Below are 15436 nucleotides of genomic sequence, written 5' to 3'. Positions count from 1 at the left end.
AAAGCACACAGCGGTTTTTCACAGAGTGCACAAAGCTTTGCGAATTATTAATCTCTGTGGTCTTCGTGGTTCTTTCTTGGTGCCCTTTGTGGTTAATTCTAATTCAAATATTTTTGCTTTGCCACCTTAAACTCCTACTTTAGAGCAATCTGCTTTTGGCAGGCATGCATTTAAACCTGAAGAATATGTCGCCCGGAATATTACTCTCATTTATAATTGGTTACTTTTTGGTACTGCTGGTTATCTCCTACTTCACCTCCAAAAAATCATCAGATAACGATACCTTTTTTGTGGCTAACCGCAATTCTAAATGGTACCTCGTAGCTTTTGGGATGATAGGTACAGCCTTGAGCGGGGTAACTTTCATATCCGTTCCCGGCAAAGTTGGCGCACCAAGCGGCGATCAGTTTGCTTATTTTCAATTTGTACTGGGTAATGCTGCAGGGTTCCTCATCATTGCCACCGTACTACTGCCGCTCTACTATCGTTTGAAACTAACCTCTATTTACAGTTATATTGAACAGGCTTTAGGTACGTGGAGCTATAAAACAGCCGCGGGTATCTTCCTCTTAAGCCGTACTATAGGCTCATCATTCAGACTTTATTTGGTGGTTATTGTGCTGCAAAAATTCATCTTTGACAGTTATGGCGTGCCCTTCGCGGTAACGGTTTTGATCTGTCTGGTACTGATCTGGTCGTACACGTTTAAAGGTGGGCTAAAAACCATTATTATTACTGATAGTCTGCAAACCCTGTTCCTGGTATCATCTGTGTTCCTGTCCATTTATTTCATTTGCGATAGCCTTCATTATAACATATTCCAGGCTGCGGAAGCCATTAAAAACAGCAGCTACTCCAAAATCTTCTTTTTTGACGATTTCATGAGCAGCCACTTCCATATCAGCAAGCAATTTCTCGGCGGGATGTTTATTACCATTGGTATGACCGGCCTTGACCAGGACCTGATGCAGAAAAACCTAAGCCTTAAAAACATCAAGGAGGCACAAAAAAACATGTTTAGCTTTACGGCTGTTTTCGTGGTGATCAACATCTTCTTTTTAAGTGTGGGCGCGCTTTTATACATATATGCGCAACGCTATGGCATCAGCGTAGCAAAAACCGATTACCTATACCCTACCGTTGCCCTGCAATACTTAGGCATAATTCCTGCTATGGTATTTATGCTGGGCTTAACTGCGGCCACATTTGCTACTACCGATTCGGCTTTGACCGCATTAACAACTTCTTTCTGTGTAGATTTCCTGAACTTTAACAAACGTGGCAATGTAAACAGCAAAAAAATGATCAATGTTCGCCATTATGTGCATATCGCTTTTTCGGGGTTGATGTTCCTAACGATCATAGCGTTCAACGCTTTGAATAACGATGCTGTAGTTACTGCCATCTTTAAAGTAGCATCCTACACTTACGGCCCGCTTCTTGGCCTTTATAGTTTTGGCTTATTTGTGAGCAAAAGGCAGGTTAATGATAAGTTGGTGCCGTTTATTTGTTTGATCTCGCCTGCGGTTTGTTACTTCCTTAGCACAGAGTCAAAAGAACTATTGGGCGGTTATGTTTTCGATAACGAACTCATCATTGTAAACGGTTTAATTACTTTTGTAGGCCTGTGGATATCATCGAGCCCGAAAGTCGGGAAGACTGCAAGTCTGCAAGTGGCTTAAATTCACATTGTAAAACTTAAAGGAAATTTTGTTGTAATATATATCATACTTCCGGACTTAACCGACTTTTCGGACTTCCGGACTAATCTAATAACATGACTGGTGAAGAAAAAATAAGACAAGCATTTGAGAATAAAAACTGGCAGGAAATTAAGGTGACCGATTCCTGGCAGATCTTTAAAATTATGGCCGAGTTTGTAGACGGCTTCGAGAAGCTAGCAAAAATAGGCCCATGTGTATCCATCTTTGGATCGGCACGCACGCATAACGATAACCCATACTACAAACTGGCCGAAGATGCTGCCCGACTGCTTACCGAGCGTGGTTACGGTGTAATATCCGGAGGTGGCCCCGGTATTATGGAGGCTGCCAACAAGGGCGCTTACGAAGCTGGGGGTAAATCCGTAGGGTTAAATATCGAGCTGCCTTTTGAGCAATTTCATAACAAGTATATCGACAGAGATAAGATTCTGGAATTTGATTACTTTTTTATTCGTAAGGTTATGTTCATGAAATACTCGCAGGGCTTTATCATCCTGCCGGGTGGTTTTGGTACTATGGACGAATCTTTTGAGGCGATCACACTGATCCAAACCGGCAAGATCGCCCGTTTCCCAATCGTATTTGTCGGGGTTGATTATTGGGGCGGATTATTTAAATGGGTTGAAGAAAAAATGCTTGCCCACGAGCACAACATCAGCGCCGATGACCTTAACCTTTACCGCGTGGTTGATACCGCCGAAGAAGCAGCAGAACACATCTTCCGTTTCTATGATAAGTATGTATTGAAGCCGAATTTTTAATATATTGAACATATAAGTAAAAAGGCGTCGCAGATAAACCGGGATGCCTTTTTACTTATATACTTTAGGTTTATTTCAGCATAGATACCTTTGGCGCGTTTGCAACCGCTTCCGGGTTAGTGGTAAGTTCAACCATGTTGCTTACCTCATCAAGCACCGCCTCTGCCGTGCCCGAGTAACCTACATATTTAAACCTGATGTTACCATCCTTATCAATAACAAATTTGGTTGGGATACCCAAAACCTTAAAATCTGATACTACCTTAGCCTGCTTGCCGTCGCTGGTTTTTTCATCCATTAGCACATGAAAGGTATATTTATTATCTGCAATAAACTTTTTAACTCCCGGCAGGTAGTTGTCGCCATTTTCCCAGGTATCAATAAACAGGAATTTAACGTTAGGGTTATCTTTAAATTTGTTGACCGCCATTTGCATCCCCGGGAACGAAGCTTTACAAGGGCCGCACCAGGTAGCCCAAAAATCAACAATTACCACTTTACCTTTAAGGCTTGCCAGCGACACTTCTTTACCATCAAAATCCTTTAACGCAAAGGCGGGTGCCGGGGTATTTATCATTTCTTTAACAAGCTTCGCCCTGCCCGCGTCGTTCTTTTGTTTATCAAGGCCTGCAAAATATTCGGTAAATCCTGCATCGCTGCCTTTTACTTTAGCATAAGCTATAGCAAGTTGGGCCTTTAAAATTTCCGAGCCTTTGCCCGCAAGGATAGATTTTTCTACAACCTCCTTGGTTTTTGCATATTGGCCGTTGGCATTTAATATCAACGCATAATGTTCGTTAATTTCTGCATCCTGATATTTCATACCGTCGTAAACTTTTTGCTGATAAGTTAGCGCTTCAGGGAATTTACCTTGTTTGTAAAGGATAAACGCGTAGGTATCAGCAAACAGGTTATATGATGAACGGTTATTTTCTTTGGCTTGTCTGGGTGACATATATGCACCTGCATCATCGTTTTTGTATTGTTCGTCTAAAATGTCTAAAGATTGTTTTGATAGGATAGCGGCAGTATCAAGGTGCTCCCCTTTTTCAGCCCATGCCCAGGCAACGTTATTTAACGCACCAGACAGTTGCGACTTGTTTTTTATTTGTGCTGACCATTTATTGTAACCTGTAATATCGCCGTTAGTTAAATAAGCACTTGCCAGTTGTACCCTGAAATTATCCTGAATTGTATTTTTCTCATTTTTCTCCGGGTATTTGCTTACATAAACTTTGTAAAGCGCTTCTTTTTTGGCAACATCCTTTTCTTTATTTAAAGCCATGCCAGCCCCATTTTTCAGCAATTCCCCATTTGGATACTTAGCTTTAATAATTAGGTTAACTGAATCAACCTGGGCGATTTTCTTTTGCCGGCCCAATAAATAAGCCTGGGTCATCAGATCCTTTTCGTCATTGCTTTTAGTTAATTCTACCCATTTACTATTTGCCAAAACTTTAGTTTCGGTATCTTTTGAATTAAGCAGATACATCAAATAATTTGTGCGAAACTCTTTTTCACTTGCCGGGTACATCGCAAACTCTTTTTTGTATAAGGCTCCAATTTTAGCATTATCGGGCCCTATTTTAGCAAAATAACCTCCCGTACCGGATTGAATCAGGAACGCCTCGGTAGCGAAAGCGCCTTCAACGGGCTTGCTTCCGTTATAAACAGGATAAACATATCCTTTAGCTTCATTATCATCAACCTTTTCCCCCGCGCTAATTTTTACAAAAAAAGCTTTTGCCGTCTGAGGTATTTTAAATTCGCCTTTGAGCAATTTACCGTCAGCTTTTAAGTCTACATCACTAACCGGGAAAGTTTTATTATCTAAAAAATAAACTACCGCTTGTGGTTTCTCTCCGGCTACCGGTGTGCCCTCGGGGTTGTAAACAAAAGATATAGTTTGCCCTGCTGTAGGTGTAACAGAAGATAGTTTAAGGTGTTCTGCTGTTTGCGCAAAGGCGCTGTGCATCAGCAATGCACAGGGTAATGTGAGGATAAGGTTTAGTGTTTTCATGGTATAACTAAATTTTTAGTCAATTTACTAAAATAGATATATTACTTCCAAATATTACCTAATAATTAATATCGATTTGTAAATTATTAATTGTTATTTTACAGTAATGGATGCGCTTACTCAACCCAAAAAAAAGGCTGCATTAAGCTTTATATTTGTTACCCTGCTTATTGATGTTATTGGATTAGCCATCATCATCCCCGTTTTTCCGAAATTGATAGAGAAGCTGATTCACGGTGACCTAAGCCAGGCATCACGCTATTCGGGATTATTGCTGGTAGCCTACGCGGTTATGCAATTCCTGTTTTCGCCGCTTGTAGGTAACCTGAGCGATAAATATGGCCGCAGGCCGGTATTACTTTTCTCTCTTTTGGGTTTTGGGATCGATTATCTTTTCCTGGCGTTTGCCCCCACAATCGGCTGGTTATTTGTCGGGCGGATTATAGCTGGTATAACCGGTGCGAGTTTCACAACAGCATCGGCATATATTGCAGATGTAAGCGAACCCGAAAAACGTGCGCAAAACTTTGGGATGATTGGCGTTGCCTTTGGCCTTGGCTTTATTATTGGCCCGGTTATAGGAGGCGTATTAGGTAAAATAGATACACATTATCCATTTTATGCCGCTGCTGCTTTGGCTTTGTTAAACGCTGCTTACGGATATTTTATTCTTCCGGAATCTTTAGACAAGGAACATCGCCGCGACTTTAACTGGAAACGTGCTAATCCATTAGGATCCTTGATCCAATTGAAAAAATATCCCGCTGTAATTGGCCTGGCCGTTTGCCTGTTTATAGTTTACTTCGCCGGGCATGCCGTACAAAGCGTTTGGACTTTCTATACCATGGAAAAATTCAAATGGACGGAAGACATTGTTGGCTACTCCCTCGGTTTTATTGGCCTAACCATTGCCATTGTACAAGGCGGGTTAATACGCATCGCTATCCCAAAACTTGGCCAGCACCGCAGTATCTGGATAGGCTTGGTTTTATATGCAATAGGTATGCTATTATTCGGCCTGGCCAACCAAAGCTGGATGATGTTTGCCTTTATGATCCCGTATGCCCTTGGTGGTATCTGCGGCCCGGCACTACAGGGAGTAATGACCAACGAGGTGCCTAAAAATGAGCAAGGCGAGCTACAAGGCGGACTTACCAGCTTAATGAGTTTAAGTTCGATATTCGGCCCCTGGTTTATGACGTTTGTATTTTACTATTTCACAAAACCTGGAGCCCCTGTACATTTGCCTGGTGCGCCATATTTTATCGCTTCGGTTTTAATGCTGATAGGTGCCGTGCTTGCTGTAAGAAGTTTTAGAAAAGAGAAACAATCTGCCGAAACATCTGCTTATAATACCGGGTCACATTAAGTAACTGATACTTTAAACTATGGATCAACCCGTACAACACGGCAAAGCTGCTTTAGGATTTATCTTCATCACCATATTTATTGATGTTTTGGGTTTGGGTATTATTATCCCTATCCTGCCGAAATTATTGGAAGAACTGGCACATGTGGATATAAGTATGGCCAGCCAGTATAGCGGGTGGTTAACGTTCACCTATGCGTCTATGCAGTTCCTGTTCGCGCCGGTATTGGGTAATTTAAGTGACATGATAGGCCGCAGACCTGTATTGCTATTCTCGCTGTTCGGTTTCGGGATCGATTACCTGTTTATGGCCTTTGCCCCTACCATTGCCTGGCTGTTTATTGGCCGATTGATAGCTGGTATAGCAGGCGCAAGTACCACCACAGCAACCGCATACATTGCCGACATTAGCACCGGCGAAAAACGCGCTACAAATTTTGGTTTAATTGGCGCAGCAACAGGTTTAGGGTTTATCTTGGGTATAGGCTTGGGTGGGTTTTTAGGTAATTACTGGATAAAGCTACCTTTTATAGTAGCCGCCGGGTTAGCCTTGCTAAATGCCCTATATGGCTTTTTTGTATTGCCCGAATCGCTAACCTTAAGAAACCGCCGTCGTTTTGAGTGGAAACGCGCTAACCCGATTGGTTCGTTGTTAAGATTGAGAAAATACTCTATGGCGATAAGTACCTTAATTACTGCTTACACCATCGTATACATCGGCCAAAAAGCTATTGAAAGTGTACTGCCTTTTTATTTGATCGAGAAATTCCAGTGGACTTTACCCAGCATTAGCGCCCTGGGTATATTTATAGGGTTGCTGATTGCCGCTATACAAGGTGGCTTTGTACGATGGACAATCCCCAAATTTGGGATGCGCAAGAATATTTTGGCGGGTATCACCTTTTATGGGATAGGTTTGATATTTATCGCGTTTAATAATGTTGGATGGCTAATGTATATCTACATGATACCTTATTGCCTGGGTGGCATTGGCGGCACGGCACTACAGGGCTTTATATCCGATAACGTACCCGCTAACGAGCAGGGCGAACTACAGGGTGCTTTGGCAAGTTTGGTGAGCCTCACGACCATCATAGGCCCGTTGATGATGACGACATTGTTCCACCATTTTACGCTAAAGGGCGCAGCAGTCTATTTCCCCGGTGCGCCGTTCCTGATGGGTGCCATATTAATGTTCATCGCTATCATACTAACGATCCGTAGCTTTAAAAAGAAAGACCCCAATTTGCTGCCGCAGAACGCGGCTACTCCAGTCCGCTAACCCCGCCCGAGATCACAAATTTCATCACATCGGCAGCGCTGCGGTTAATGGGTTTTATTTTATCTACCGAAACGATAACCACCTGCCCCGCGAATGAGTACGACATAGGGAAGTACACCGCAACCTCGCCCGGCAGGCCAATTGCTTTCATGTCTTTCTGTACCAGGAAACCAATTTTCTTCAGTCCAAACTCATTTACCTCCACCAAAACAGGCTCGTTAAATTTCTTTTCCTCACCTACAAAAGCTTCGGTAAGGTCTTTAATAGACGAGTAAAGGAACTTGAATAACGGCAACCGGTTTAGCCAGCGGCCAAACCACTTTTTGATAGGATCGGTAATTACGTTGGTAACCAATATGCCGGCCACCATAATAATAACCACCACATTAAGAATGCCCAAGCCCGGGATGTATAAAGGTTTACCGTGGCTATCCACCAGAATCTCGCTGCTTAAGTTAAGGGAAGTATCTATCCGTGCTATGATCCAAAAAATCAGGAAAAAAGCAGCGCCAAGCGGCACTACAATCAATAGTCCTTTTACAAAATAATTAAGCAGGGCGCGGAATAATCTCTTCATTCTTTTAATTAGTGATTTGGTATCCCGATAACTATCGGAAGAGTGATTTAGTGATTTCCAAAGGCGCTTTTATCTGCACATATAAAATCCGCACATTTGCATATCAACACATCTACTCGTAAAAGTACACCCTTTTTACCCGTTGCGAAATATTTGTTAGTATTTCATACGGGATGGTGCCAATTTGCTGGGCAAGGTCTTCTATCCTTTGCTGCTGGTTAAACACGATAACCTCGTCGCCTTCCTTCACCTCAACATTACTTACATCCAACATGCACATATCCATAGTGATGTTGCCAACGGTTGGTACCAGCGTACCGTTCACCAGCATTTTGCCAACACCATTACCAAAAGCACGCACATATCCATCGGCATAACCTATACGCACAGTAGCTATTTTGCCGTCAGCTTTTAAGCTGCCACTTCTATTATAACTAACGGTTTCCGTGGAAGGCATTTTCTTCACTTGCGATACGGTCGTTTTTAAGGTAGCCACGGGCTGCAAACCGCTTTCGCCGCGCGGTACGGCGGCGTCAACCCCGTATAAACCAATGCCCAGCCTCACCATATCATAACGTGCGTTTGGCCATCGGCTGATGCCGGATGTATTGCTGATGTGTTTGATAACCGTGTAACCTAAAGCCTCTTCTATCTGTTTATAAGCCGTTTCGAAGATCTGGATCTGCTGAATAGTGAAAAGATCGTGCTGCTCGTTATCGCTCGCTACAAAATGCGAATAAACGGATTGCACCTGGATGTACGGGTTGATCTCCAACAGGTCGCACAGCGTTTCCACCTCAATGGCTTCGAAACCTACGCGGTGCATACCACTATCTATTTTAATATGGACGGGATAGTTCAATACATCCTCTTCCTGAGCAAATTTCACAAACTCATCAAGCAAGGTAAAGCTGTAGATGGCAGGCTCTAATTTATTAGCTACCAGTTTATCATACGCTAATGGTTCAGGATTTAAAACCATTATGGGCAGGGTGATGCCGGTTTCGCGCAGGGCGATGCCTTCGTCCGTGTAGGCTACGGCAAGATAATCTACTTGGTTATATTGCAGCATATTAGCCACCTCGAACGTGCCGCTACCGTAAGAGAAAGCTTTTACCATAGCCATGATCTTGACGCCAGGTTCCAGTTTGGCTTTGTAGAAATTGAGGTTGCTAAGTAGTGTATTGAGGTTTATCTCTAATACCGTTTCGTGTGCCTTTTGCACCAGCGCCCTGCTTATCTTTTCAAATTCAAAACTGCGCGAGCCTTTGATTAGGATGGTTTCCTCGTGCAGGTGCAGTTTGCTCAGGTCTTTTAGTAAAGACGCTGTATCTGCATAAAAATGTGTTTGGGGAACGTTAAAAAGCGCTTTGTGGTCTTGCAGAAACGTACCTACACCAACAAAACGATCTACCTGTTTGGCATTTATCATTTGGGCTACCTGTTTGTACAAGGCCTCCTGCTGCAAACCCGACTGGTAAATATCCGACAAGATCAAAGTTTTCTTTTGATGCTGATTTTGCTGATTTAAAAAGTTAAGTGCAATCTCCAGCGACTGGATATCTGAGTTGTAGGAATCATCAATGATGGAACAATCATTGATACCATGCTTCAGTTCCAGGCGCATGCTTACAGCGGACAGGCGCTCTATCCGCTCATCCGCATCCTCTGGACTATAACCCATGGCTAGCATGGTTGCCCAGCAAACAATGGCGTTCTCTACCGATGCCTCATCACGAAACGGTACCAGGCATTCTATCTCCTGCTCTTTGTAAATGGCCCGCATGTAATACTTGCCTTCTATGGTAGTTTCGCTGAAAACGTACAGGTCGGCAAGGTTAAATTTGCGGCTCCAAACAAAGCACTCGCGGCTTTTAAGTTCTTCCTGGTGGTCGAGCAATGCCTCGTAGTTATATACGATCTGCTTGCAATTCTTAAACAGCTTTAGCTTTTCTATCAGTTTATCTTCGGGTGTTTCAAATCCTTCATCGTGCGCGGTACCGATGTGGGTAAGCACGCCGATTGTAGGCTGAATGATCGCTTCCAGCTTATCCATTTCTCCGGGTACGGAAATTCCCGCCTCAAAGATCCCGAGGTTATGCGTTTTGTTGATCTGCCATACCGAAAGCGGCACCCCTATCTGCGAGTTATAACTCTTAGGATTGCGTACAATGCTTTTCTCTGGGTTCATCAACTGGTAAAGCCACTCTTTTACAATGGTTTTGCCGTTGCTGCCGGTAATGCCTATCACATCCAAACTAAACTGTTTACGATGATGCGCGGCAAGTACCTGCAAAGCCTCCGATACATCCGCCACCACCAAAAAGTTGGCATCAGGCATAATGGTATCAGGCTGGTGGTTCACCACAAAATTACGGACGCCCGCGCTGTAAGTGTCGGCAATAAATTCGTGCCCGTCTCGCCTGCCGGCCAATGCAAAAAACAGGGAACATGCGGGGTTGTTGACGCGGCGGCTGTCGGTAAGCAACACGCTTATGGTAGCATCGCTAACAATCTCTCCTGTGGCATTTATAATCTGTTTTACATCGTTTATTGCGTACGAATTTTGCATGATACGAATATCGTACACTTTTATTGATTTAATAAACCTTGATACAAGAAAATACAGCTTAGAATATAGTGAAAATACGTACTGAACCGGGTGAATACACGGTGACGACAATTATTATGAAGCTGTAATTTTGATCCTAAACAAACTAAGCATAAAATTATGGAAGAAAATCTGGAAAAGCACGAAACCGTTATTAAAGCTAACGACAGTGCAGACGAATTATTGGAATTGATAAGGCTGGACCCAAAGATAGCCGAGTATAGAACATGTGATATTATTAGAATTGAGGAAGCACGTTCTGGTAGTTGGAGCGGCGTTAGAGGCTGTTGTGATCAAAGCACGGCTGACGCTAATGCGGCAGCGATATTCAAAAGCTTTTTGGAAGAAAAGATCTACCAAAACCGCCATTTACGCTATATCAATTCCGGCCATGGTGGTGGCACTGCACATTGCAGAAGCCATGGAGGTAGTTGGGGTGGCGGTGGCAGAAGCTGTGGCGGTAATTTAAGGCTGCAATGCTGGGCTGAATTTACGCCATTTCAATAAAACAAAAGAGCCTGATGCGGACTGGACTGCCCCCAATAAGTGTCTAACTTTTTGGGGGCAGTCCATTTGCATCAGGCTTTCGTACTCCTAACGACATAAGTATCCAAACATTTCGTAGAAGATGTGCAGGTTTTGAATGAATTAGTCACATAAAACAAGATAAATAACGGGGAAAATATTCGGACGTTATTAAGGACAGTGATTCCTTTTGATTAAATTCATCATCCTTTATGACCATAGCGCTTTCAAAGTATATATTCATCCATTAAGTTGTTCAAAAGCTTATTAAGCATTTTATTATAAAACATGTGATCATGAATTAAAAAAATAAAAGCAACACTCTTTTCGCTAATTTTATAATTTACTGACATACAATCACATTTAGGATGTATTCAATTTTAAACGGCCATCAACAATTAATAAAAATACTTGGATTACATAGTTTAGCACTGATAATACTATTAGCAGGAATGAATTTGAACCTATGTTTCGGACAAGCTTTAAACGAACGTCAAATAGACAGCCTGGCGACAAAAGACCTTCGATTATTTAAAGTTCCTGGATTGGCAATCGGTATTATCAAAGACGGAAAACTTGTATAAAAAAAGGGTTTTGGAGTTAACTCCTTAATAACTAATGAAAAAACAAATTCAAACACTTTATTTGGAATTGCTTCTAATACAGGCAGTTCTTGATTGCCTTTTGGTTTAGAAATACCCATGCTTCTTGATCCGCAGGTTTTACCCAATCATAACCTATATTTTTCCAATGTTCATAGTATTCCGATAAAGAAAGACATGAGATGTATTCGTTGCCGCAAACGATCAAACTCTTTTTTGAACGATATTTCCCACTCATTCCCCGTCTGAGAATATCTGCATCTGTACCATCCATACCTGCGAAGTGAATACATATTTTAATCACATCCTCCTGATACCATTACCCATAAGTTTCTTTCAATTGGTCTTCCATGATCGGATGTAGGTAGTTAACACTTTCTGGTGCATGGTGGTATTTGATAGGTCTCCTTTTATTTTTTTTGAACCTACAGCTCTTCAAAAATTGAACGAATTAAAATAATTAAGTAATTTCTTATTGAAAAACAAAACAATATCCAACTCAAAAAGGTATCAATAATGCAGCTTGCCTGTTTGCTGTTTTTATAGAATGTTCAGCGTAGCGTTAGTGAGTAATACTAAATTTGATAGAGTATATATATGATTTAAAAGTTCGCAAAACTATATGAATTTGTAAATGTTATAATACTACTTAATGAAGATTTAAGCTCTTGAACTGTTGTTAAAACTATTTTTATACTTAAATCCTGCACCTTTTATACCATAAAATTTTATAATCAAATAAGCGCTGGTCTCAAATCGTAATTCAAATATAAAATTAAGGTAAAAGCAAATTGTTTGATAATAGAAAAATCTTCTTACTCTAAAACTTAAAATGATGAAAAGTATTTTGTTGAGTTCATTAGAACATTTTTTATTGCGCTGATAATTGCCCTGATCGTTTACAATAATGCCGATAAAATGGCGGTTTTTGCCATTGGGGTATTCTTATGATAATTGTTTTTGCAGGTGGTATATTCGGCGGCAATTATAACACTGTAGTTACCCAGCCGTAGATAATAAGTAGTTTTGATATGATCTTTTGGAGCAATATCAAGACTTTTCTCTTCGCTCAGTCACTTGCAAGCGTTATAGCATTATTCGCATTTATCAATGTGACGAATGGTTCCTTGAAAAACATATATATAAATAATAATTATTTCATTTTCAAAACATTTTTTAATTCAATAATTTAACATGAATAAAATTGATAATACTGAAAATATAGAGAAATGCCCATTTAGAGGTACCCGAATAGGAGGAGCAATTGGAACTGCTCCCCAGATTGACGATTGGTGGCCCAACCGTTTACAAGTCGAGCTGTTGCACCAGGATCAGCCTGCAGCTAATCCAACAAGTGACGAAAGCTATAAAGAAGCTTTTAATAAAATCGATTTCCAGCAACTTAAGGAGGATATTAAGGCATTACTAATTGATTCTAAAGATTGGTGGCCTGCAGACTATGCTAATTATGGACCGCAGATGATTCGTATGGCGTGGCACTCGGCGGGTACTTATCGTATTGCCGACGGTCGAGGCGGTGCAGCACAAGGTATGCAGCGTTTTGCCCCTATCAATTCCTGGTGGGACAATGGGAATACAGACAAATCACGTCGCCTGCTATGGCCCATAAAGAAAAAATACGGTGCAGCACTCTCATGGGCAGACCTTATTATTTTGTCAAGTAATTGCGGTTTAGAAATCATGAATTTCCCCACATTTGGTTTCGGCGGTGGCCGGCGTGATGCTTGGGAACCAGACCGCAGTACATACTGGGGGCCGGAATTCTGGAACGGAAAGCCCTTTAATGAATCAAAAGCTGGTGAATTTCACAACGGTCATCCCGGTGAAATGGTGACCCAAACTCTCCGTTGGGTAGGCGAACCTTCGGACGAGAATCGGGATCTTGAAAATCCTCTCGGCGCTACCCATCAGGCATTAATTTATGTAAATCCTGAAGGGCCTGGTGGTAATGGGGTACCTTTGGATTCTGCCAGAGCAATTCGAGAATCATTTAAGCGCATGGCGATGAATGACGAAGAAACGGTAGCATTAATTGCGGGTGGACATGCATTTGGGAAGAGTCATGGTATGGTAACTGCCGATAAGATAGGTCCAGCACCAGAAGCAGCACCCATTCAGGCCATGGGTATGGGCTGGCATAACCCTGATGGTACGGGATCTGGTCAGTACACGATGACCAACGGGATTGAAGGTTCATGGACGCCCGATCCTACACAATGGGACAATGACTACTTGATTAACCTATTCAAATTTGAGTGGAAAAAGAAAGAAAGTCCTGCTGGAGCCATCCAATGGACTCCTATTGACCCAAGTGCTCCAAAAACTCCAGATGCACATTTAGATGGAAAAATGGACGATTTGATGATGATGACTTCTGATATTGCATTAAAGGTAGATCCTGAATATCGCAAAGTATGTGAGAAATTCTTAAACGATTTTGATTATTTCACAGAAGCCTTTTCAAAAGCTTGGTACAAATTAACACATCGAGATATGGGGCCAAAAGATCGCTATTTGGGTCCTGAAGTACCCAAAGAAGATTTATTGTGGCAAGATCCAGTTCCGGCTTGTAATCATGAATTGATTAACGATATTGATACAGCCCATTTGAAAAATCAGATCCTCGGCAGTGAATTAAGTGTTTCAGCTCTAGTTTCTGCAGCTTGGTCCTCAGCGGCTGTGTACCGCCATTCTGACAAAAGAGGTGGTGCCAACGGAGCGCGTATAGCCCTGGAACCACAGAACAATTGGGTAATGAACCGACCTGCTGAGCTTAATAAGGTTCTTGATACTCTCAAAACAATTCAAAGCGATTTCAATTCTAATCAATCGGGTAATAAACAAGTTTCTTTGGCCGATTTAGTGGTTTTAGGTGGTTGTGCTGCTATCGAAAAGGCAGCTAAAGATGCTGGCATGCAAATTACAGTGCCTTTTACTCCGGGACGGATGGACACTACTCAAGAACTAACTGATGTAGAAAGTTTTGATTATTTAAAGCCTGTTTCTGACGGATTCAAAAACTACCACAATGATAAGATAGGTTATCGGGTGCCATCTGAAAGAATATTTCTGGATCGGGCGCAGCTCTTAAACTTAAATGCACCAGAGTGGGCGGTTTTAGTAGGTGGACTTCGTGTATTGGATCAAAATTACGATTACTCTAAACACGGCGTGTTTACTGATCGCCCTGGCCAACTGTCTAACGACTTTTTCCGGCTGCTGACAAATATGGATTATGAGTGGGTTCCTCAAGACTCAAACGAAATGCTGTTCAACATTAAAGAGCGCAAAAGCGGCATGACCAAATACACTGCTACCCGCTGCGATCTAATTTTTGGCAGCAACGCACAATTGCGCAATATCGTTGAGGTTTACGGCGCTGATGACGGGCAAAATCGCTTTGTAAGAGATTTTGTCGCGGCTTGGGATAAGGTAATGATGCTAGACCGTTACGACGTGAAAGACGAATAGGATTTCTTTAAAAGGAAAGGAACAGAAATGCCCGATATCCATTGCAGATAATATCGGGCATTTTTTTTCATTTAAGACCCCGAAGGGCTATCTATATTTATCTTTAAGGCTCAACTGTAATCCCTACGCTCCTGCCGCTTGTATGACAACCGTATTTCCTGCATTTATATGGCTGAAAACAGTAGTTGCAAATCATCATCCGTTGACACTCACTCATAGGTGGCATGTCAAATTTTTGGCTTTGCTAACGCAAATACAATTGTAAATGATACTAATTTCGTTTATAGAAGTCACGAATAATAATTGGCAGAAACAGCAATTTGGATTAATTATACATTAGTGAATGCCATGTTAAAAGTTGGTTTCAATGGCGATGATCTATGCAAAATAGGCGGTGGGAACTTCTGCTGTACCTATGATGCGGCTACTAAAAGGCACTAATCAAATTGAAAGAACCAATAATTGCACTTATT

The 15436-nt window shown here is 41.8% G+C and carries 12 protein-coding genes; 7 read left to right on the top strand and 5 right to left on the bottom strand.

Going from position 1 to position 15436, the window contains the following annotated elements; translation table 11 throughout:
* Positions 1–185: 185 nt before the first annotated feature.
* Complete coding sequence (locus RHM67_RS11275) at positions 186–1682, top strand: sodium:solute symporter (RefSeq protein ID WP_322226824.1); 1497 nt, start codon at positions 186–188, stop codon at positions 1680–1682.
* 95 nt (positions 1683–1777) lie between these two features.
* Positions 1778–2485 (top strand): TIGR00730 family Rossman fold protein, encoded by a 708-nt coding sequence (locus RHM67_RS11270; protein ID WP_322226822.1) that lies wholly within the window; start codon positions 1778–1780, stop codon positions 2483–2485.
* A 70-nt stretch (positions 2486–2555) separates the two neighbouring features.
* Here RHM67_RS11270 and RHM67_RS11265 read toward each other — a convergent pair whose 3' ends face one another.
* Positions 2556–4505: a redoxin domain-containing protein gene (locus RHM67_RS11265; RefSeq protein WP_322226820.1), complete on the bottom strand. Its 1950-nt coding sequence runs from the start codon at positions 4503–4505 to the stop codon at positions 2556–2558.
* A gap of 106 nt (positions 4506–4611) precedes the next feature.
* Between RHM67_RS11265 and RHM67_RS11260 the strand changes: the two genes are divergently transcribed.
* Both RHM67_RS11260 and RHM67_RS11255 read left to right on the top strand, forming a co-directional pair.
* A complete protein-coding gene (locus RHM67_RS11260; protein WP_322226819.1) occupies positions 4612–5874 on the top strand; it encodes a TCR/Tet family MFS transporter in 1263 nt (420 codons plus the stop codon).
* Between the two features lie 19 nt (positions 5875–5893).
* Positions 5894–7156: a TCR/Tet family MFS transporter gene (locus tag RHM67_RS11255; protein WP_322226817.1), complete on the top strand. Its 1263-nt coding sequence runs from the start codon at positions 5894–5896 to the stop codon at positions 7154–7156.
* On the opposite strand, the gene RHM67_RS11250 is transcribed toward RHM67_RS11255, so the two are convergent.
* A complete protein-coding gene (locus RHM67_RS11250; protein WP_322226816.1) occupies positions 7140–7733 on the bottom strand; it encodes a DUF502 domain-containing protein in 594 nt (197 codons plus the stop codon). The two genes, RHM67_RS11255 and RHM67_RS11250, sit on opposite strands and share 17 nt — an antisense overlap.
* Positions 7734–7845: 112 nt before the next feature.
* Positions 7846–10305, bottom strand: a complete 2460-nt coding sequence (locus tag RHM67_RS11245; protein ID WP_322226815.1) for a bifunctional UDP-N-acetylmuramoyl-tripeptide:D-alanyl-D-alanine ligase/alanine racemase — start codon at positions 10303–10305, stop codon at positions 7846–7848.
* 159 nt (positions 10306–10464) lie between these two features.
* Here RHM67_RS11245 and RHM67_RS11240 point away from each other — a divergent pair, with 159 nt between their 5' ends.
* Both RHM67_RS11240 and RHM67_RS20635 read left to right on the top strand, forming a co-directional pair.
* Positions 10465–10851 (top strand): hypothetical protein, encoded by a 387-nt coding sequence (locus RHM67_RS11240; protein WP_322226814.1) that lies wholly within the window; start codon positions 10465–10467, stop codon positions 10849–10851.
* A 386-nt stretch (positions 10852–11237) separates the two neighbouring features.
* Positions 11238–11453 (top strand): hypothetical protein, encoded by a 216-nt coding sequence (locus RHM67_RS20635; protein ID WP_323514089.1) that lies wholly within the window; start codon positions 11238–11240, stop codon positions 11451–11453.
* Here the strand turns inward: RHM67_RS20635 and RHM67_RS11235 are convergent.
* Together RHM67_RS11235 and RHM67_RS20630 are read right to left on the bottom strand one after the other, a co-directional pair.
* Positions 11363–11572, bottom strand: coding sequence for a hypothetical protein (locus RHM67_RS11235; protein ID WP_322226813.1), 210 nt, complete (start codon positions 11570–11572; stop codon positions 11363–11365). The two genes, RHM67_RS20635 and RHM67_RS11235, sit on opposite strands and share 91 nt — an antisense overlap.
* Entirely contained in the window at positions 11527–11745 is a 219-nt protein-coding gene (locus tag RHM67_RS20630; protein ID WP_323514086.1) for a hypothetical protein, read from the bottom strand. The genes RHM67_RS11235 and RHM67_RS20630 overlap by 46 nt, the downstream gene beginning before the upstream one ends.
* 920 nt (positions 11746–12665) lie before the next feature.
* Between RHM67_RS20630 and katG the strand changes: the two genes are divergently transcribed.
* The gene (gene katG / locus RHM67_RS11230) at positions 12666–14963 is read left to right on the top strand and encodes a catalase/peroxidase HPI (RefSeq protein ID WP_322226812.1); all 2298 of its coding nucleotides are present in this window, start codon (positions 12666–12668) and stop codon (positions 14961–14963) included.
* Positions 14964–15436: the final 473 nt, after the last annotated feature.

The sequence above is a fragment of the Mucilaginibacter sp. 5C4 genome (assembly GCF_034345625.1).
GTDB classification, from domain to species: Bacteria; Bacteroidota; Bacteroidia; order Sphingobacteriales; family Sphingobacteriaceae; genus Mucilaginibacter; species Mucilaginibacter aurantiaciroseus.
Note: the sequence above shows the minus strand (reverse complement) of the source record. Positions and strands in the feature narration are given on the sequence as shown.

Bases quoted from the DNA above. Each gene is read 5' to 3' on its own strand.
- RHM67_RS11275 (WP_322226824.1), top strand. From the start codon at position 186: ATGTCGCCCGGAATATTACTCTCATTTATAATTGGTTACTTTTTGGTA.
- RHM67_RS11270 (WP_322226822.1), top strand. From the start codon at position 1,778: ATGACTGGTGAAGAAAAAATAAGACAAGCATTTGAGAATAAAAACTGG.
- RHM67_RS11265 (WP_322226820.1), bottom strand. From the start codon at position 4,505: ATGAAAACACTAAACCTTATCCTCACATTACCCTGTGCATTGCTGATG.
- RHM67_RS11260 (WP_322226819.1), top strand. From the start codon at position 4,612: ATGGATGCGCTTACTCAACCCAAAAAAAAGGCTGCATTAAGCTTTATA.
- RHM67_RS11255 (WP_322226817.1), top strand. From the start codon at position 5,894: ATGGATCAACCCGTACAACACGGCAAAGCTGCTTTAGGATTTATCTTC.
- RHM67_RS11250 (WP_322226816.1), bottom strand. From the start codon at position 7,733: ATGAAGAGATTATTCCGCGCCCTGCTTAATTATTTTGTAAAAGGACTA.
- RHM67_RS11245 (WP_322226815.1), bottom strand. From the start codon at position 10,305: ATGCAAAATTCGTACGCAATAAACGATGTAAAACAGATTATAAATGCC.
- RHM67_RS11240 (WP_322226814.1), top strand. From the start codon at position 10,465: ATGGAAGAAAATCTGGAAAAGCACGAAACCGTTATTAAAGCTAACGAC.
- RHM67_RS20635 (WP_323514089.1), top strand. From the start codon at position 11,238: ATGTATTCAATTTTAAACGGCCATCAACAATTAATAAAAATACTTGGA.
- RHM67_RS11235 (WP_322226813.1), bottom strand. From the start codon at position 11,572: ATGGGTATTTCTAAACCAAAAGGCAATCAAGAACTGCCTGTATTAGAA.
- RHM67_RS20630 (WP_323514086.1), bottom strand. From the start codon at position 11,745: ATGGATGGTACAGATGCAGATATTCTCAGACGGGGAATGAGTGGGAAA.
- katG (WP_322226812.1), top strand. From the start codon at position 12,666: ATGAATAAAATTGATAATACTGAAAATATAGAGAAATGCCCATTTAGA.